This window comes from Leptospira kmetyi serovar Malaysia str. Bejo-Iso9, assembly GCF_000243735.2.
Lineage (GTDB): Bacteria > Spirochaetota > Leptospiria > Leptospirales > Leptospiraceae > Leptospira > Leptospira kmetyi.
Window position 1 is genome coordinate 133,399 of sequence record NZ_AHMP02000001.1, and the last position, 17,479, is coordinate 150,877.

A 17,479-nucleotide genomic window follows, 5' to 3' on the forward strand; every position below is an offset into this window, starting at 1 on the left:
AATATGTAGTACTCTTCGTCTTTTATTCTAATAAAAAAAGGGATATAGGGATCATGAAGAAGATTCTATTATTACTGCTTGTCGTGGGCATTGCAGTCGGTTGTAACCATAAAAAGAAAGGGGCGTTGTGGCCTCTTCTTGCCTTACTCAATCAGGACACAAGTTCCTCGAACTCCAATGGCCAATCCGGCGTCGCGACCGAAACGGCAAGCGCGTCCAACGGCGGCGGGGTCGTTCTCGTAGACAATACGGGAAGCAACGGAAGCGTGACGTATTATCCGTCCGCTTCGGGAAGTTCGTCGCCTGCGTCGACTTCCGGTTCTAGCAACAGCGGTTCCGGTTCGAATGCGAGTGGTTCGTCCGGCACATCCAATAGCGGATCTTCTTCGAGCAGTAGTTCTTCGTCTTCTTCCGGTGGGACCGATTCCGGTTCCTCCAGCTCCAGCACTTCCAACGACGGATCTTCCTCCGGAAGTAATTCTTCTTCCGGTTCATCCGACAATACCGGTTCGAGTTCGAGTGGAAGTTCTTCCTCGGGTTCCGGTGACAACGTTGCGTCCGGTGGTTCTTCTTCCGGGGCCACAGGATCCGGATCTACGGGAACCGATACGGGCGCGAACAACAGCGGTTCTTCCAACAATTCTAATAGCGGAAGCAATTCCGGATCTTCCAATTCCGGTTCTGGATCTTCGAGTGATTCCGGTAGTTCCGCTACTGGAAATAATACCGCACCTCCGGTTACCGGCGTGATTACGGTAAACGACCAAGTAGGAACCGCTCCGTTTACCTACAACACCGTTCAAACGATTCCGTTGAACTTAGTCGTTACGGACAAACAATCCAAACCGGTAATCGGCGCGACCGTAATCGTTTCCGACAATCAAGGAAACATTCTCTTCCAAGGAATTTCCGATAACACCGGAAAAGTAAGCGGAACGATCACCATGGAAACCGCGGTCGGCCAAATCACTTTGGAGATCACCGCAAACGGAGAATCGATCACGAACGTAATCAACTTGATCAACGTGATCGGAATCAATCGTGAAATCAAATACGAGATTCTTCTTCCGGTCGTAACGGCTCCTACCGATACGGACAAGGACGGAGTTCCCGATACTTTGGATGCATATCCTCAGGATCCGACCCGTTCTTCCTTGATCCGAATTCCTTCGGAAGGTGTGAGCACCGTCGCTTATGAGGATTTGTATCCGAGCGCTGGCGACGCGGACTTAAACGACTACGTGGTTCATATCCGTAACGAAGAAGACTTAAACGCCGTGGGCGACGTGATTCGTTTGAGAGGAACGTACCAACACGTCGCAAGAGGTGCCGGTTACAAACATACGTTCTTTATAAAACTTCCGGTTTCGGTCGGAGCTAAGTACAGCAGAAAAGTCGTAAGAGATGACGGAAAAGAAATCACCGCGCTCAATACGATCAACGTTTCTTCCGCAGACTTAAACGCGGGGATTCAGATTCACGAAGAATCGAACAAGACCACTTCCAATCCGAACGTAAATCCGGGCGGAGTTTATAAGCCGGGACATATCGCGACGATCGAGATCGTGTTCAATTCTCCGGTAAAAAAATCGGCGATCGGAAATTATCCGTACGACATCTTTATCAAGGTGATCAACACGGGTAAAGAGATCCACTTCCCCGGACTTTATAAAAACGCGAACGGAACGGACAAATATCTGGATTCCAATCAATTCCCTTGGGCGATTTTGGTTCCCGGATCTTGGAAATATCCGTATGAAGGTTTGGATATTCGTAAGGACACTCAGACCGGTTATAAGGAATTCAACCTCTGGGTGGCTTCAAAGGGAACTTCCTACAAGGATTGGTATAAACATATCACCAACGAAGCGAAGGTCTTCCCGGTTCCGGATGTGGAATCCGAGCTGATGGGATTTTTACTCAACTCGGTGAAAAAGAACGCGATTCTTGTGGCGATTCTTCTGATGGCCGCGGGCGCGACCGCCGCGTATCTTTTGAAAAGAAGGATGCTTTCCCGAGCCTAAGCGATCAAAAGCGAGGGGGCATATTCCGATATTTAAAAGGAATATGTTCCTTTTCTTAGGATCCGAAGAATTCTTTATACCCCTTTTGAAATTCGGTACGGCGGTTTCCGCCGCCGGATTTTATTGGTTTTTCTATCGCAACACCTATTATCATCCCAATCGAAAGACTTTCGATCTTTCCGCGATCTTCTCCGGAATTTTCACGGTAGGACTTTCCATCTTCCCCGAACTTTTTGTTCAACAATATCTGGATGAGAATTCCCATTTCGATCGCGCGTTTCAAGGAAGTTCCCTTTTGGAGGAAATTCCGAAACTGATCGTAATCCTCTGGTATTTTAAGGGATTAAAATCCGTGTACAACACTTCGGACGGGATCTATTTCGGACTTACGTTAGGCGCTTCTTTCGGACTTGTGGAGAATCTTCTCTATTCTCCCCTTCTCGATTTCTGGCCTTTGTTTCTCCGAGCGGTCACCTCGCTTCCGATCCATACGTTTACCGGCGGAATCTACGGTTACGCTGTGATGCAGTATTATCATTCGAGGCCGTCTTCGTTTAATTTTCTCGGGATCTTTTACAGTTTTCTCGGATGTTTTATTCTGCACGGAACCTTCAATTACATTTTGCTCATAGACGGAGATTCGGTCGTTCTGCTTCCTTTGATTTTGGCGACGGGATTTTTCATTCTGGAGTATCTGCTTACGGTCTCGCAGAACATTCTTCCCATAGAGGTTTTACAATCGATCGGCTTGTATCGGGACGACTATAAGGTCGTTTCCAAGTTCACCCGTTACGATTCTTGGATGCGTTCGAGTCAGAATCAGATCCAAAAAGCCGGTCCGATCCCTTTGTTTAGACAACTTACAAAAGGGAAAGTCGCGGTTTCTATTTTTCTTTTTTTGATTCCAACTTTATTATATTCGATTTATCTAAAATTTCCGGAAAGAATTCCGGTTTTGCTGGGAGGAATCAGAATCTCCGAATTCATCGGGCTTTTTTTGGTGTATCCGATCTGGCTTTGTATTCTGATTCTTTTTAGAGGGATTCTCAATCCTAAATTCTTTCGGGAAAGAATTCTCAAGATCCCTCTTTTTATCGCGGTTTCCATCGTTCAGGAGGAAAGGGAATATCATTCGCTTGCGTATTCTCTTTCGGGAAAGGGATTTTATTCACCGATCGAAAAAACCTTGGTCATAGGAGATCGTGTTTACGTAACGTTTTACGTGGCGGGAAAGGAATTTCAAAACATTCTCGCGATCCCCGTTTGGTTGAACGTAAGAGAGGACGATCCCGAGTTCGAACCCGGGGCCGTTTTTATTTTCGTACGTGCGCCTTGGAAACTTCTTTTCTGGAGATTATTCGTTCGGACCAAACAACAGTTTCAGAATCTTCTGAATCAGATCGCACGTCCGGGCGGATCATCGCACTCGATTTAAACCGTCGAAGTCTTCCGCAAAAATTCCGAAGTCTTTGATGCGGCTTTCGAAAAAAGAACCGGAAAGAATTTCCGCGCGAAGATACTTCGCACGATCCGGAACCGCAAGGCCGACTGCGCTCGCGTTCGAATACAACGGAAGCGTTTTGGATTGGATTTCGATCCAATCCGGTCCGAGAAAGGACCATCGAACGTAAACCTTTTCGTCTTTGGAAAGTTTTTTATCCGCGGGAATAAACGCTCTGAGATTGATCGGAGCTCGGCTCGCCAGAACCCAGGTCGCACCGGATGAGAATTCGTGATAACGCAAACCGTTCTGGATCAATCCTTGGCGTTTCGCCATCAACTGATACGACTTCAATTCCGCATAACGGAACTCGGGGCCGCGTAGATTCGGAGCAATGCCGACTAACGCGTAAAACAGGATGAAGGTTCCCGCAAGAAGCGCGAAAAGGTTGAAACCCCCTCCGATCGCTTTGTGAGGTTGTCTCGCTTGAGGAGCGGAAGACGCGATCAACCAAAGACAAAAGAACGCCGCGCTTCCGCTGCTTCCCGTCCAAGGCATAAAAAACAAAACGATCGGCAAAAGAAGAATCAAAACCTTCCAATGATCGCGTAACGCGATTTCCAAACCGATCCAGGTTAAGAATAAAACCGTAAACAAAACTCCGCCGTCGTGTAAAAGAAAAACGAAGGAAGTAAGACCGAGTTCTCGGATTCCGCCCGGAGGAACCGGGTTTGTGGATCTGGAATCGATCCAGTTTAAAACGAAGGTCCCGGGACCGTTACCGAGCCATACGGATTGTTTGGCCCAGTTCCAGGCCGATCTAGTTTGAATCCAACCTTCTCCCCAATACAAATCCAAAAATCGTACGAAGGTTCCGCCCGGTCCGCGATATCCTTTCGTCCACGCTTGATGCAGTTCCTGCCAAGATTCGTAAGACCACGGAAACGATCCGATCCAAACGATCAAAATCAAAAATCCGATCCATAAAAGTATCGCGACCGGGATATAAGCCCATCGGACCCAACGGTTTCTGATTTTCGGAAACGCGCCGATCGAATAAGAATACATTAGAAGAATGGAAAGTAAGATCCAAGAACCCGCGCTGAAATGTTTGCCCAAAACGATAAAGGGAAGAATCAACCCCGCGCTGAGCGCGATTTTGGTAGGAGTTCTCCAGCTTCTGGAATGAAGATAATGAAAAAAATACGCGATCAACAAAGGAAAAAACCAATTCAAGGAACCCGTATCCGCCAAAAAACCGGAAACGGAATACGAACCTCCCGCGCTCGGAGTAAACGGAATCACGGAGTAACGGGTCAAACCTTGAATTAAGAATAGTATAATATTCAAAAATACTCCCGCAAAAAGACCCTGTCTCCAATATTTAACGGGAGAATCGCTTTCGTGAGAGGACGCTTCTTCCGCCAAAAAGTAAAGAATCGCGAGCATCCAAGAACCGATAAAATCCAAACTGAGACCGAACGCGTATCTCGAACTGATTCCCGGCAGATACACCGTGTCTAAAATTCCGAACCCCTTAAACGGAGGCGCGTTGAAATACACGAAAAACCGTTCCAAAAGAAACAAACCTAAAAAGATAAGAATCCCCGTTTTCGGATTTTGATAAAACGGAAGAGATGATTTATAAGGGCGATTGATGTAAAAAAAACGGAAGATCGGATCCTCTTCGTTCACCGTTTGGGAATGAAACGTGGAGATGTACTGTCTTAGGAAAATTCCGAAGATCGCTCCCGCAAAAAGACCGCTCAAAGAACCGAATATTACGGTTTTATCATATAGAAGTCCCGGCAAAACGAGGGCGCCCGCCATTGTGAACATTCTTCCCGGCTTGCGGTGATAGAGATTGGGAACGAATCCGAAAAGAAACTGGATCATTCCGATCGCGACAACCCCCGCTCCTTCGGTCGCTCTTACGAAAAGAAAACTTCGGAACAAAAGATACGATGCGATGGAACAGAGAATGAGTCCGAAAAACGTGGGAGTTCGAAGGGGTCTTAATTTATTGAATAATCCGGGCACGAATAAAGAGGATTTTGTAAAAAGACCCAGATTTCAATCGAAAAATGCGTTCAAACAACGCTACTGAAAAATCGAAAATTCTCCCCTTTCTATAAAAAGGTAGAATCGTTTCCTGAATTTACGGACTGGAGTTGGATGAATTTAGAATGAGGAGAATCGGGAACGAAATCAATCGTCCATCGAATCCATATCGGATGGGATCTTATACGCGCCGGTAAGACTTCCGGCGTTGCTCTTGCGAGCGAAACCTTTTCCTTTGGAAAGGGTTTCTGCGAATTCTACTGTATAACGAGTCCAAGGGATCGCTTTGAGGCGGGCGATCGGGATTTTTTTACCGGTTCCCTCGCAGATTCCGTACGTGCCGTCTTCGATTTTTTCTAATGCGACGTCGATTTCGCGGATGGTTTCGATCTCCGCTTCGGAAAGAACGGAACTCAAAGTCTCTTCGTTGATTTCGGAAGCGATATCGGCGATATCGCCCATTTCTTTCAAGCCGGACGGTCTGCTGTTATCTTCCCAGTGGGCATACTTTTCCAAGAGAGCGTTTTTCTTCTCAAGGAGGAGCTCTGAAATTTCTTGAAGAGCTTTTTTATCGTATGCCGGTGCCGGTTTTTTTGCAGTCATCCTGTTACCTGGAAATCTTAGACCTTGGTTTCCTTGTATTCGGTGTGTTTTCTGCAAAATTTGCAGAATTTTTTAGTAACCAATTTTTCAGTTTTGGCCTTCTTGTTCTTGGTAAGAAGATAGGTGCTTCTTCCTTTTGAACAACCTGGTTCCTGACAAACGAGCTTGATAATTTCTCTCATGGCGCTACTGTCTCGATTTCAATAAATTCCTCATCAGTAGACGGGATAACCCGCACTTTCAGTCCAACTTTTCTAAAAATTTGGAAATAAGCCCCAAAAACGGTCGTACTGGAGGTTGTATTCTGCTAGAAAATGGGAGAGGGCTTAAAAATCAAGGAGGAATAGTTAAAATTCTCGAAAAAGACGGGAAATTCGTTGTAATGGAAACGCAGGAATCGGACCCGGAAGTTTTTAGCGACAATCGGAATATCGAATTCCATTGTTTTTGGCCGAAGCTCCCACTGTAACAGTTGCCGTTTGGGAAAGTTCGGCAAGTTGCGGAATTGTGTTTTTTTCGCAGACCCAACGCACGGTATTTCCCTGAACATCGAGGTTCCCACAACCTCCGATATAAGATAGATTGCGCCAAATCATCACGTCCAAGTTTCGAAATTGGATCTTTTGAGCAGATCCTTGGGAATAATGAACGATTCCGATTTTGTAAGAATTCCCTCCAAAAAAACTATAGGTCCACTCGTATTCCGGTTCGGTAAGATCCGCGCTTAAATTGACTCCGAGAGTTTCCGGTATGGACGAAAGATTTAAGGAGAATGTAACGTTAGTCGCGTTGTCTTGCACGTTTCCCGAAAGAAGATCGAGATGCCCCACTCCCGGACCGGGAACGTTGAGAAAACCCGCTTTGACGTCCTCGCTTGCGTCCGTAAAATTCCAAGAACTTGTAGAATAAGGAACGGGATTGCAAGGAAGGTCGGCCGTCGTTAAAAATAAAAGTTTCGTATAACTTTCCGTAAGCGGTTGATCCGATTTCCCGGGCGAACATCTCAAAAGAAGGAAGAGAATCAAAATATAACTAAGAAAATTTTTGAACATTCTCATTTCCAAGGACAAATCGGATATCCGCTTCCGTTTTGATAGGCGCAGGTGATTCCTCTTACCAATGAACCGTTTTGTATGTTCTGCGTCAGCGCGATTAAGTTCGGATTCAAATTCAAATCGTTTTTGCAAGTCGCGCTTGTGGTCGGAATGAGCGCAAGCTCCGCTTCCAGGCCGTCGAGCTGTGACATTTCTTCGGAACTGAGCAATCGATTGAACCCGCCTCCGATAAACGGCGTTGTTTGTAATCCGAGTTCTTTACAGCTTTTCTGATTTGTGAATTGAAATTGAGATTCCAAGTTTGCTCCGTCGAATCCGAAAGAATCTTTCCAAAGCATGGACGCGGGCGTTTGTAGATTGGAATATTTTATGAATAACGGACCGGTTGCGGCCGCACAATTGGAAAAGTTGATACTGATAAAGTTCAAATCGTCTCTTCGATTTTGTAGGATAGTCGGCGTTTTGATGTTGTTGAAAAAGTCGAGATTGCATCGTTCCTTTTCCAGCTCGTAACAAGTCGTGATTTTGCCGCTTGCAATCTGTGTGTTGACAAGGCAAGCCTTGATGACGGGGATTTCCGGCTTGGGTGTTACGTGTAACTGTCCTTCGATTAGGGCGAGCTGCAGATTCGGATTGGATGCGTTTTCCTGAATACAATGAAACAGGAATGCGCAAACCAAAAGCGAAAATCGCTGAATGCGGAACTTGAAGTTTACCAACATTTTCCCGTGAATAAACAGATCAGAAGCAAAATGTCGATTGGAAGCGGATCGACTTGGACTGGTTGTGGAGCTTGTTCTTCCGGTAAAGAAGTTACAACAGTATCGTCTCCGGGAATCGAAACCGCTCCGTTGTAATGGGGAGGACCGTTCTTAAGAGAATTGTGCCAATCGAGTTGAGTGACTTTGGAAGCTAAGGCGCCCGCCCACACCGTATAACCGATATAGTTCAAATGGCCGACTTGGTCCTGATACAACCAAGGATTTGCAACCCAACATTGGCCGAAATGGAAACAATCATTTTGACGAATGAATAAGTGATACATGGGGAGAAAATGAACTTTGCCGTATTTTGCATTCACTTCCTCAGCGGTCTGTTCGAGCAATCCTTGCGAGAAGAGCATCCCTAAACTCGTAACCATACTGATATTGTTTTTGATCGTATGCAACCAGAGCCAATACCATTCGTCTTGGTTTGTGGGCGAAATTCCCGTGTTTTTGATTTGTATATGCAGTATTTCTAATTCTTCAATACCCGTTTGGATTTGAATTGTCGCCAAAGCATTATTATACGCTTGTTTGATTCCGATGATCGCCTGGACAAATTCTCCGTGCAGCTCGTTCATATCGATCGGCATGAATAACAACCCGAGCCACCCGTACGGAAGCAAAGCGACCGCAGCGGCTTCCGCATCTTGCAACATGGCTTTTTGCTGCTCTTCGTGTAGCTTGTCCATATTGTATGAGAACAAACCGTCGGGATGAGTCGCTAAAGGCACAAAGTAATTGTTTATATTTCCGAGCGTTGGACTGTAGGAAAGGTTGGGAAAATTACCCATCACCAAAACGTTTTTGTCTCTTCTCGGGTTTCTCAATTGATAGAGAATGGATTTCGTATTGAACGCGACTCTTCCGACTACGGCGCTGAATTTCCAAGGCATAAAGGTAAGCATGATCGAATTGTGCCAGAAGTCATTGCCTCCGATTTCGAAGGCAACATTCGGCGCTGTTTTGAAGTTGATTCTGCGTTCGTATGAATAAGCACAATCTCGAATGAAGTTGTAAACATTTTCTGTTGTATATCCCCCAATTGCAAGATTTTGTACATTCCAAGCAATTCCGAAGTTCATTAAGGTTAGATATTTATCCCAGCCGAAATAACCATACAATCCTTCGTTTACAAAATCGCCTAAACTGTCTCCATACATAGTTAAGAATGTTTTATCTGGTTCAAAGGACTCTGGGTTTAAGTCGTCGAATTGTGTATTACAATTTGTTTGAACGAGAAAATGATCAAACGTGTGACTTTGGTCAGGTAAAAGAAACGTAAAGCTATTTTTATCCGCAAGTAGAGGTTTATTTAATAAACCAAATAATATCAATATGAACGAATACTTAATTCCAAGTTTCTTCATTTAAAAATTCTCCTTTGGTTATTGTGGCGGATCTTGCGCCGTTGGTGTTGTGAGAGTAATTGTGCCAGAACCTGAAAGAGCTGTTAACTTTGTAAAAAATCCAAATCTTCGAGGTGGCAAAAGAGGGACTTTTAGATTAATTCGAAGTGTTTCAAGTTGTCCCGAAAGCCCAGAATCGCCGTCTGCTTTATAATCTAGCGAACTATCTCCGCAATACGGACTTGTTAGTTTAATATTTTGTCCTGTATTCTCTTGTATTGTAAAAGTAAAATATTCTGAAGAGCCGCTATATGATTTTACAGAATTCAGTCTCGCCCTATTATCAAAAAGATAAGTATCTCCCGCTTGCATGAAGCGCATGTAGGTTCCCGGCTCTAAAATTGGAATTTGATCCGTGGGTGGACAATATTGATTAAAATCTAAGTTCGGAGCGATAAAGAAAAAACCATAGGTGAGTAAGAAATTATTATCTAACCCTGCGGTAGTTCCTCGATTTGAATCTTCGAGTTTTAAGTTGTCACATTGTATTGCTAGGAAACCTGCAATTACTACGAACAGAATTTTCTTTAGCATGATCATCCCTCTCAATTTGATTGTAACGGTATTTAATAAATTCATAATTCTTTTTTCCTTGTTCAATTTTCGTTTTAGAATATCAATGTGGCGGGTCTGGCGCAGAAGGAGTTGTGAATGTAATTGTTCCCGATCCAGATAATGCTTTCAGTTTTGTGAAAAATCCCAATCTTTTTTGGGGTAGAGGAGGTACAGTTAGATCAATAGATACTGTCTCCAGTTGACCCGACATTCCTGAATCGTCATCGGCACTATATTCGTTGGGATTATCTCTACAATAAGGACTAACGAGTCTTATTTCTTGCCCTGTGCTTTCTTGAATGGTGAACGTAAAAAATTTTGATGAGCCGTAAGTATCTTGGAGTGCGTTTAGTCTTGCTCTATTATCAAAAAGATATGTATCCCCTACTTGCATAAAACGTGAGTACGTTCCCGGCTCTAAAATTGGAATTTGATCCGTGGGCGGGCAAAATTGATTGAAATCTAAATCCGGAACAATAAAAAACAATGAGTAAAAAGCAGTGAACTCCCGATGGTATTGAGCAACGCCATCATTACCATCGTCCATAGGATTACAATTGAGCCCCATCCAACATGTAATTCCCATTAAGAACAGTTTATGGAACATTCCCTTCTTGCTAAAATGAAACCGTTTCATAAGGAAGTAATTCCTCTCCGAATCAACTCTTCGTTCACCTTTTGGCGGATCGCCACCGCCTTGGTTCGACTCATGTTGAGAATCGAAATCGGAATTCCGTTCGCGTTGCTACCGTAATCGATCATAAATCGGATCATTACTAGACTTAGAGTAAAATTCTCCCGTACCTTGATCAGCTGGGGAACAGTCATGTTTTTGAGATCGCTTTCGATCCTGCCGTAAAACGCGTCCGCAGCGAGACTTTCTCTTTGTAAAACTTGTTGTTCGGTGCTTGCAACCGAAACGTTGTAGGATTGTCCTTTGATTTCGGTTTCCACTTTCGCTTCCAGTTCCGCATCGGTGAGTTCTCGATTGAACAACACATCCTTAGATGCGATTGAAGATTCTTGCACGAACTTTTGATCGAGTTGTCCGTTTTCGTTCATCATTCGAAACGATTCTTCGATTGCGGCTCTTTCGTTGTCCGAAATGGCGGGTAAGGTTGCGAGAGGAGAACCCGGCGGCGGCATAGGAATTCCAAGGTCTTCCGGAGTATACGGGGTTACGTTCGCGTTAAACAAAGGGGGCAGTTTTCCCGAGTTCGATTTGATACAATTTGCGGCGACGGATAAGAATATTATAAAAGCTATATATTTTAATTTGAGAATGTATCGTTGATTCATGTTTGTCTCGGTCCTTTTAAAAGTTATGGGTAATGCCGAATTGGATTGTGGGAATTCCGGAAGAAGATCTTAACTGCGGCGCTTCTCCGATCGGTCTTAATTCCCGATTCGGAATTTGCAAATCCTTGTAATTTTCGTTTCTACCAAAACGAACGAAAGCCTTGATGGTGGTGAAAGCGAAAAAACCCGCCGTGACGGCCGCTAGGGCCTGATATCTCGTATAAGAATTATGGAATGCGTTTTTTTCCTTATCGTTAAAGCCGGAATAAGAATTCTTTAACGATTGGTTTTGCTGATTTGCGTCGGCATACGCCGCGGCCGTGAGTAGAACGAGTCCGATTTTAATCCAAAGCGTATAAGAATCTTCGAATTGTCCGTTTGTCGAAACGCCTTCTTTCGGAAATCCTCTCCACTGAGTGTCCGCAGATGCGTTCCAATACAATAAGGATTGTCCGGCGCTGCGGATCGCGGAACCATTCTTTATCTTTTGATAATATTCTTCGGAGACAAAATCGATTACTTGTTCTTTTTGGATTTTTTTCCCGACCTTGGAATTTCGGATGAAGTAGTAGTCCGAAAATTCTCCCACTTCTCCCGACAAAGCCGAACCATCTTTTAAGATTAGAATTCCGTTTCGAAAGCGGGTATTCTCCCCAACATTCTCTCCGAAGAGGTTTGTCGCACAACCGACAACAAGTACAATCAGAATGACAACGGGTCCGAAGGCGTTTTTCAAAACCATCGGATCGCCCCCGCGTCCACTCGGGTTTCTTTGTAGCCGTTGTTCGTTTTTTCTTTAAAGAGAATCCATTTCTTTCCGTTTTCCGCTCGCGTCGTGTAAGAAAGGAATCGAATCTTTTTTCCTTCTAAAAAGTCGGGCGGATGTGGAAGAACGAAAACGGTGGAAACGAACTCTTGAGGATCTTTTGTGCTCTCTTGTTTCTGTACAATCGGGAGAGTTACAGCTGTTTCTTGTGTTTCCTTAAGGATTGTATAGCCTAGAAAAAAATTGGCAAATATGGAAACGAGGAAAAATATATTTAGCAAGATTGTCTTTTTTTTCATAGGGGTGCAAGCAAAACTAACGTTTTTGCATATATTTTAAAATATATATCCTTTTCACAGAGAAATTAGGACAAATATGTTGAAATTGTTCTATTGCTTGGTTGGTGAAACTAAGTGTTTCGAGCTAAGGGGACGAAATAGCTGCTAAGTTGTGCGAGATGTTTTGAGGAATGGAACGTTAGTTGCGGTTGGGATCGTAAAAACGAAGAGAGAATTCTTACTCGCTTATTCCGCTTCTTCTTTCGCCGATCGTCTCCAAAAAGCCGCGAGCAAACTTCCGATAAGAGAATGAACCAAACTGGAAATCGCCGCGGGAACGGCGACTAACGGATCCGGAAAATTATTTCTGGAAAGAACGACGCCCAAACCGGAGTTTTGCATTCCCACTTCGATGGAAATCGTTCTTGCGGTTTTTTGTTTTTTAATGAGAAGCCATGAAAGCAGATAACCGAAAAAGAAACCCGACGCGTGTAAGCTGACGACTGCGACGATCAAAATTCCCGCGGATTGAAGAATCTTATCCCGACTCGCTCCCAAGATCGAAGAAACGATCATCGTAATCAAAAGAACCGCAATCAAAGGAGAAACGATCTGAATTTTTTGGGAAACGTCGGGAAGATAAAAGTTCAGCAAAACTCCCAGAGCGACTGGAAGAATGACGACTTGAAACGTGTCGAAAAAAAGTCCGCTCGCGGAAGCCTCCACTCCTTTTCCGATTAAAAAAAGAGTGAGAAGCGGAGTCATAAACACGGAAAGAATCGTGGAAGAAGCGGTCATCGAAACGGATAAGGCCAAATCTCCCTTGGCGAGATACGTAATCACGTTAGACGCCACACCTCCGGGGCAACAGGAAACCACGATCAATCCCGTCGCAAACGGAGCGGGAAGATCGAGCAACACCCCGATCGCCCAACCCGAAATCGGCATTACGGTATATTGTAAAACGACTCCCGCAAAAACGGGAATCGGAGTTTTGAAGACGTCCTTGAAATCTTGAGGTAAGAGCGTGATTCCCATGCCGAGCATAGTAAACCCGAGTCCGTATGTGATCCAAGGACCTTTAAACCAAGTAAACCAATGCGGAAAGAAAAAGGAAAGAATCGATCCGGTCAAAACCCAGACCGGAAAGAGTAAGGTACCGATTTCTCCGATCTTTTGCACTTTGTTCGTCTTCATCGAGTTTAAGGATTAAAAGGAAGAATTTCCGTAGATGTTCCGACAAGAATCAAAGTTTCTACTTGCAAAAAGTATGATTTTCTGATAAAGAAAAAACTCTCGTAATTTTTCCACCACCCACCCCTCCGCCCAAAGTAAGGGTGGGGCCGCACTTTTACTAAAAATTGTTGGACAACCGACAAATTGGTCCTCGAGAATCAACCGGAGAAAGAACCGAGCAGTTCTACGACCCGATCAAGCTGGTCTTTGCGATTGTAAATATGAGGGGAGAATCTTACCTTTCCGAGACGAAGCGCACACATCACTCCGTTCTTTTTTAGATAGGTTACGAGTTCGTCCATCGGGATTCCTTCTTTGTGACCGACTACGATTCCGGTTCTATTGTCCGGAAAATGATCGAGTTCCATCTGAAATCCTACATTCTTCATTCCTTCCGAAAGATAATCGGCGAGTTCGTAGATTCTTTCCATAACGGAATGAAATCCGATCTTTTGAAGCATCTCTAACGTGGATTGAAAATAAACCCAGTCGATAAAATTTCCCGTGGAAATCTCGTAACGGTCGGCTCCGCTTTTCAGTTCGGCGCGATATGGAAGATAAACCTCGTCATTGATCACGGACCCGGTTCCCTTAAACGGAAAGGAAAGTGTGTCGATTCGGTCTTGTTGGATGTACAACATTCCCAAACCGAGAGGACCCAAAAGCCATTTCCAAGCCGGAAAGGCGATGTATTTCAGTTTCATCTTACGGACGTCGACGGGAACCAATCCGATTCCCTGCGCTCCGTCTAAAACGAATTCGATTCCTTTGGAATCCAAGAACGTTCCGATTTCTTCTAAAGGAAAAGGCATTCCTGTACACCAGTGAACCGCGGAAAGAGCTACGATTTTCGTTTTAGGGCTGATCGAAGATTTTAGATTCTCCAGAAACTGATCCGGAGTCGATGCCATTGGAATGAATCCTAACGTAACGCCTTTGTCTTTCCAGTGCTCCCAAGGATAAATATTACTCGGATATTCGTTTTCTAAAAGGAGAATCTCGTCTCCGCTTTTCAGTTGAAAGCCGAGGGATAAAAAGTTCATCCCCTCGTTCGTGTTGTGGATGATACAAAGTTCTTCCACGTCGCAGTTGATGAGTCCCGCCACGATCTTACGAATCGCGTGTTTGACGGAAGCGTATTTGCGCACTTCCGTAAGGCCTCCTTTTTTGGAGTAACCTTCCATGTATTCGCCGACCGCTTGGATCGTATCCAAATTGCAGGGAGTGGTCCCGCAATTGTTCAACCAGATCATCTCCTGATTTACGGGATATAGATCTTGGATTTCTTTCCAATCGGTGATCGTGGTGGATTGCATTCTTACCGATTACCTTTTTTTCTTGGCCTTTTTTGCCGCGACTTTCTTTTTAGGCGCCGCTTTTTTCACTGCTTTCTTCACCGTCTTTTTCGGTTTTGCGGCCGCCTTTTTGACTGCGGCTTTTTTCTTCGGAGCCGCCTTCTTCGCTACCGGTTTGCTCGCGGATTTTTTAGGCGCCGCTTTTTTTGCAGTGGCCGTTGCGGCGGGTTTCGGAGCGGGCGCTGGTTTGGAAGCGGCCGCCGGTGCAGGTTTTGCGACCGGGGCTGCCGTCTTCGGCTTCTTAGGCGCCGCGGAAGTTTTTGCGGGTTTGGATTCCGCTTTCGCAACTTCTTCGGCTTGTTCGTCCCAGAAAAAAGTTCCTTGGCCGGAACCGGATTGATCCAATCCGTTTAACTCGGTTTCCAAAAGAGATTGATAGTTGTGATTGTAGTCTTTCAGTTTTACGAAAAGGGATTTGATGTTCACGTCGTCGAACTTGTTCGCGAGTTTTTCGTAGAAGGAAACTGAATTCTCCGCTTCGCGAATCGCGAGCTCAAGAGCTTCGTGCGCGTCCTTGCTTCCCGGACCTGCGATCGTTCTTTCCACTTTGTTCATCAGTTTTTGAAGAGTGGAATCGTGAAACTTATGAATCGCGGTGAGTTGTTTGAGGTTCGGGAGTTCCGATCCTTCCGCTTGCTCGTACAATTCCGTGATGAATTTGATATGATCGTCGACCTCTTCCGCCAATCTTTCGAAAAGCTCTTTGGTGTTGCCGGGAGAGAGCTTTTCGTAAGTGCTCATATAAAATTCGAAGTAATCTTTTTCGTGCTGAATCGCGGCGGCGACAGCTTCTAAAAATGTGGTTTCTTTTAAGGGTTTAATATTCATATAAAGATTTCTCCCGATTTCTTTGCTATCTTAGTTATGTTACGGACTGAATCAATAATTATTTAATTTTCTTCCACGGATTCATAGATGAGAAACTGCGCGGCGTAATACGTGGACATGATCCAAATTCCGAGAAGCGGAATCGGAAGCGCGGCGAATTTTCCCATCGCGATAAAACTGTCCGATAAAATAAAAAGAGAAGATCCCGCAAAGGATTTCCAAAACTCGGGACGAGGACATTCTCTCGAAGCCGCTCTCCAACCCATCACGCAGATCGCGCTCACATACGCCGCCACGGGAACGTAAAGAGAACTTCCGATTCCGGGAAGAATCCAAGTGTAAAACGAAATTCCGAACGCGAAGTAAGGAATCAATCGTACGAGGTTGACCGGGTTTCCAACGGAGAATCCGATCGAATACAAAATCTGAGCCACGAGAAACGAACCGAGTCCGAAGACGAAATAATTTCCCGGAAGACCCAAAAACGTATCTCCGAATAAAGAAAAGATCAAACCCGCAAAGATGTATTTTCCGGCTCTGTCCTTCCATTTGCCTTCGAAGAAAGAAAAGAAAATCAGAATGAGAATCGGAATTACTTTGGTCGCCAATTTGAGAGCGATTTCTCCCGGTAAAAAATAGGTAACGAGCAACTGGATCACTGCGGTAACGGAAAATAAGAGTAAAATCATCTGAGCCTTCTTTCTGGGAATTGGGATTGTAATTTTGTTCGGAGCCGGGAGTTTTGTCATCAAAGAATCGGGAAAAATAAAGAGGGAATATGGGATATTGGAGTTCTGGAGAATCGATCTTAGTCGTTATCTTTACGGTGGTTTTAGGTCTTCTCGTCTATTTGGATCTCTTTGTTCTTAATAAAAGAGCGCACAAAATTCCTCTCCGAGAATCGGTCTATTGGTCTTTATTCTGGTTCAGCCTCGCGATTTCGTTCAGCATTTTGATCTACGTTATGGACGTTTCTACCGAAGATCCTTCTCGCGGAAAAACGAAAGCGCTCGAGTTTATCACCGGTTATCTTCTGGAATATTCCCTTTCGGTGGACAATCTTTTCGTCTTTATCATGATCTTTCAGAAGTTTCGGATAACGCCTCAGTATCAACCTCTGATTTTGAAATGGGGAATCATCGGCGCGTTGATCTTCCGCGCGATCATGATTTTTATCGGCGCGGGTCTCATCTCTCAGTTCAACTGGATTCTTTACTTGTTCGGAATTCTTCTTCTTTACACCGCGGTGAAGATGTTCGTTCACGAAGAGGAAGAGGATTTTCATCCCGAGTCTTCTCCCGTGATCAAGTTTGCGAAGAAGATTCTTCCCATGAGCCAGAACCATCATCCCGAAAAGTTCGTGGTGACCGAACACGGAAAATATCTTTTCACTTCCACGTTCATCACTCTTTTGATCGTCGAGTTCAGCGATATCATGTTCGCGCTCGATTCGATTCCCGCGATCTTTTCGATCACGACGGACGCGTTCATCGTTTATACTTCCAATATCTTTGCGATCCTCGGACTTCGTTCCCTTTTCTTTATGCTTTCCGGAGTGATGGAACTTTTTATCTTTTTGAAAAAGGGAGTTTCGATTCTACTCGCCTTCGTGGGAATCAAGTTGCTTCTTCCTCTTTTTTCTCCCTATGTTTTCGGGCATGAGATTCACATTCCGATCGTGATTTCTTTGGCGGTGATTGTGGGAACTCTAACGCTTTCGATTTTGGCCTCGGTTCCCCACTATCTCAAAACCAAAAATGAGAACTGAAAGAGGGTTTTTGACTTTACACCGGAGTCTTGCGAGG

Annotated in this window: 18 protein-coding genes; 3 read left to right on the forward strand and 15 right to left on the reverse strand. The window is 44.6% G+C overall.

Going from position 1 to position 17,479, the window contains the following annotated elements; translation table 11 throughout:
* The first annotated feature begins 53 nt into the window (after positions 1 to 53).
* Complete coding sequence (locus LEP1GSC052_RS00655; RefSeq protein WP_020985473.1) at positions 54 to 2,024, forward strand: LruC domain-containing protein; 1,971 nt, start codon at positions 54 to 56, stop codon at positions 2,022 to 2,024.
* Between the two features lie 43 nt (positions 2,025 to 2,067).
* A complete protein-coding gene (locus tag LEP1GSC052_RS00660) occupies positions 2,068 to 3,459 on the forward strand; it encodes a PrsW family glutamic-type intramembrane protease (protein WP_010572432.1) in 1,392 nt (463 codons plus the stop codon).
* Here LEP1GSC052_RS00660 and LEP1GSC052_RS00665 read toward each other — a convergent pair.
* The 15 genes from LEP1GSC052_RS00665 to LEP1GSC052_RS00735 all read right to left on the reverse strand — a co-directional run bounded on the left by LEP1GSC052_RS00665 (position 3,442) and on the right by LEP1GSC052_RS00735 (position 16,363).
* Complete coding sequence (locus tag LEP1GSC052_RS00665; protein ID WP_040912622.1) at positions 3,442 to 5,505, reverse strand: hypothetical protein; 2,064 nt, start codon at positions 5,503 to 5,505, stop codon at positions 3,442 to 3,444. The two genes, LEP1GSC052_RS00660 and LEP1GSC052_RS00665, sit on opposite strands and share 18 nt — an antisense overlap.
* 168 nt (positions 5,506 to 5,673) lie before the next feature.
* Complete coding sequence (locus LEP1GSC052_RS00670) at positions 5,674 to 6,129, reverse strand: TraR/DksA family transcriptional regulator (protein ID WP_010572430.1); 456 nt, start codon at positions 6,127 to 6,129, stop codon at positions 5,674 to 5,676.
* A gap of 17 nt (positions 6,130 to 6,146) precedes the next feature.
* Positions 6,147 to 6,311, reverse strand: a complete 165-nt coding sequence (rpmG, locus tag LEP1GSC052_RS00675) for a 50S ribosomal protein L33 (RefSeq protein ID WP_002998847.1) — start codon at positions 6,309 to 6,311, stop codon at positions 6,147 to 6,149.
* 231 nt (positions 6,312 to 6,542) lie between these two features.
* On the reverse strand, positions 6,543 to 7,181 hold the full coding sequence (locus LEP1GSC052_RS00680; RefSeq protein WP_020985406.1) for a hypothetical protein: 639 nt from the start codon (positions 7,179 to 7,181) through the stop codon (positions 6,543 to 6,545).
* A gap of 2 nt (positions 7,182 to 7,183) precedes the next feature.
* The gene (locus LEP1GSC052_RS00685) at positions 7,184 to 7,906 is read right to left on the reverse strand and encodes an LA_1694 family PerA/PerB upregulated protein (protein ID WP_010572428.1); all 723 of its coding nucleotides are present in this window, start codon (positions 7,904 to 7,906) and stop codon (positions 7,184 to 7,186) included.
* Positions 7,897 to 9,318, reverse strand: coding sequence for an LIC10707 family hydrolase (locus tag LEP1GSC052_RS00690; protein WP_010572427.1), 1,422 nt, complete (start codon positions 9,316 to 9,318; stop codon positions 7,897 to 7,899). Before LEP1GSC052_RS00690 ends, LEP1GSC052_RS00685 begins: the two co-directional genes overlap by 10 nt.
* Positions 9,319 to 9,336: 18 nt before the next feature.
* Entirely contained in the window at positions 9,337 to 9,936 is a 600-nt protein-coding gene (locus LEP1GSC052_RS00695; RefSeq protein ID WP_010572426.1) for an LIC_10705 family lipoprotein, read from the reverse strand.
* A gap of 37 nt (positions 9,937 to 9,973) precedes the next feature.
* Positions 9,974 to 10,519 (reverse strand): LIC_10705 family lipoprotein, encoded by a 546-nt coding sequence (locus LEP1GSC052_RS00700; RefSeq protein WP_040912679.1) that lies wholly within the window; start codon positions 10,517 to 10,519, stop codon positions 9,974 to 9,976.
* Positions 10,520 to 10,545: 26 nt separating this feature from the next.
* Complete coding sequence (locus LEP1GSC052_RS00705) at positions 10,546 to 11,211, reverse strand: LA_3478 family PerA/PerB upregulated protein (RefSeq protein ID WP_010572424.1); 666 nt, start codon at positions 11,209 to 11,211, stop codon at positions 10,546 to 10,548.
* 16 nt (positions 11,212 to 11,227) lie between these two features.
* On the reverse strand, positions 11,228 to 11,953 hold the full coding sequence (locus LEP1GSC052_RS00710; protein ID WP_010572423.1) for a hypothetical protein: 726 nt from the start codon (positions 11,951 to 11,953) through the stop codon (positions 11,228 to 11,230).
* Positions 11,944 to 12,258 carry a hypothetical protein gene (locus LEP1GSC052_RS21560; protein ID WP_010572422.1) on the reverse strand — a complete coding sequence of 105 codons (315 nt, stop codon included), beginning with the start codon at positions 12,256 to 12,258 and terminating at the stop codon, positions 11,944 to 11,946. Before LEP1GSC052_RS21560 ends, LEP1GSC052_RS00710 begins: the two co-directional genes overlap by 10 nt.
* A 243-nt stretch (positions 12,259 to 12,501) precedes the next feature.
* Positions 12,502 to 13,452: a bile acid:sodium symporter family protein gene (locus tag LEP1GSC052_RS00720; protein ID WP_020985373.1), complete on the reverse strand. Its 951-nt coding sequence runs from the start codon at positions 13,450 to 13,452 to the stop codon at positions 12,502 to 12,504.
* Positions 13,453 to 13,649: 197 nt separating this feature from the next.
* Positions 13,650 to 14,807: an aminotransferase class V-fold PLP-dependent enzyme gene (locus LEP1GSC052_RS00725; RefSeq protein ID WP_010572420.1), complete on the reverse strand. Its 1,158-nt coding sequence runs from the start codon at positions 14,805 to 14,807 to the stop codon at positions 13,650 to 13,652.
* Between the two features lie 9 nt (positions 14,808 to 14,816).
* Positions 14,817 to 15,674 (reverse strand): ferritin-like domain-containing protein, encoded by an 858-nt coding sequence (locus tag LEP1GSC052_RS00730; protein ID WP_020985407.1) that lies wholly within the window; start codon positions 15,672 to 15,674, stop codon positions 14,817 to 14,819.
* Positions 15,675 to 15,736: 62 nt separating this feature from the next.
* A complete protein-coding gene (locus LEP1GSC052_RS00735; RefSeq protein WP_040912680.1) occupies positions 15,737 to 16,363 on the reverse strand; it encodes a lysoplasmalogenase in 627 nt (208 codons plus the stop codon).
* A gap of 89 nt (positions 16,364 to 16,452) precedes the next feature.
* Between LEP1GSC052_RS00735 and LEP1GSC052_RS00740 the strand changes: the two genes are divergently transcribed.
* Positions 16,453 to 17,442: a TerC family protein gene (locus tag LEP1GSC052_RS00740; protein ID WP_010572417.1), complete on the forward strand. Its 990-nt coding sequence runs from the start codon at positions 16,453 to 16,455 to the stop codon at positions 17,440 to 17,442.
* The last annotated feature ends 37 nt before the right edge of the window (positions 17,443 to 17,479 follow it).

Excerpts from the sequence above, each read along its gene's own strand:
- LEP1GSC052_RS00695 (WP_010572426.1), bottom strand. The coding sequence starts at position 9,936 with ATGAATTTATTAAATACCGTTACAATCAAATTGAGAGGGATGATCATG.
- rpmG (WP_002998847.1), bottom strand. The coding sequence starts at position 6,311 with ATGAGAGAAATTATCAAGCTCGTTTGTCAGGAACCAGGTTGTTCAAAA.
- LEP1GSC052_RS00720 (WP_020985373.1), bottom strand. The coding sequence starts at position 13,452 with ATGAAGACGAACAAAGTGCAAAAGATCGGAGAAATCGGTACCTTACTC.
- LEP1GSC052_RS00690 (WP_010572427.1), bottom strand. The coding sequence starts at position 9,318 with ATGAAGAAACTTGGAATTAAGTATTCGTTCATATTGATATTATTTGGT.
- LEP1GSC052_RS00730 (WP_020985407.1), bottom strand. The coding sequence starts at position 15,674 with ATGAATATTAAACCCTTAAAAGAAACCACATTTTTAGAAGCTGTCGCC.
- LEP1GSC052_RS00685 (WP_010572428.1), bottom strand. The coding sequence starts at position 7,906 with ATGTTGGTAAACTTCAAGTTCCGCATTCAGCGATTTTCGCTTTTGGTT.
- LEP1GSC052_RS00735 (WP_040912680.1), bottom strand. The coding sequence starts at position 16,363 with ATGATTTTACTCTTATTTTCCGTTACCGCAGTGATCCAGTTGCTCGTT.
- LEP1GSC052_RS00670 (WP_010572430.1), bottom strand. The coding sequence starts at position 6,129 with ATGACTGCAAAAAAACCGGCACCGGCATACGATAAAAAAGCTCTTCAA.
- LEP1GSC052_RS00655 (WP_020985473.1), top strand. The coding sequence starts at position 54 with ATGAAGAAGATTCTATTATTACTGCTTGTCGTGGGCATTGCAGTCGGT.
- LEP1GSC052_RS00680 (WP_020985406.1), bottom strand. The coding sequence starts at position 7,181 with ATGTTCAAAAATTTTCTTAGTTATATTTTGATTCTCTTCCTTCTTTTG.
- LEP1GSC052_RS00710 (WP_010572423.1), bottom strand. The coding sequence starts at position 11,953 with ATGGTTTTGAAAAACGCCTTCGGACCCGTTGTCATTCTGATTGTACTT.
- LEP1GSC052_RS00700 (WP_040912679.1), bottom strand. The coding sequence starts at position 10,519 with ATGTTCCATAAACTGTTCTTAATGGGAATTACATGTTGGATGGGGCTC.
- LEP1GSC052_RS00740 (WP_010572417.1), top strand. The coding sequence starts at position 16,453 with ATGGGATATTGGAGTTCTGGAGAATCGATCTTAGTCGTTATCTTTACG.
- LEP1GSC052_RS00725 (WP_010572420.1), bottom strand. The coding sequence starts at position 14,807 with ATGCAATCCACCACGATCACCGATTGGAAAGAAATCCAAGATCTATAT.
- LEP1GSC052_RS00660 (WP_010572432.1), top strand. The coding sequence starts at position 2,068 with ATGTTCCTTTTCTTAGGATCCGAAGAATTCTTTATACCCCTTTTGAAA.
- LEP1GSC052_RS00705 (WP_010572424.1), bottom strand. The coding sequence starts at position 11,211 with ATGAATCAACGATACATTCTCAAATTAAAATATATAGCTTTTATAATA.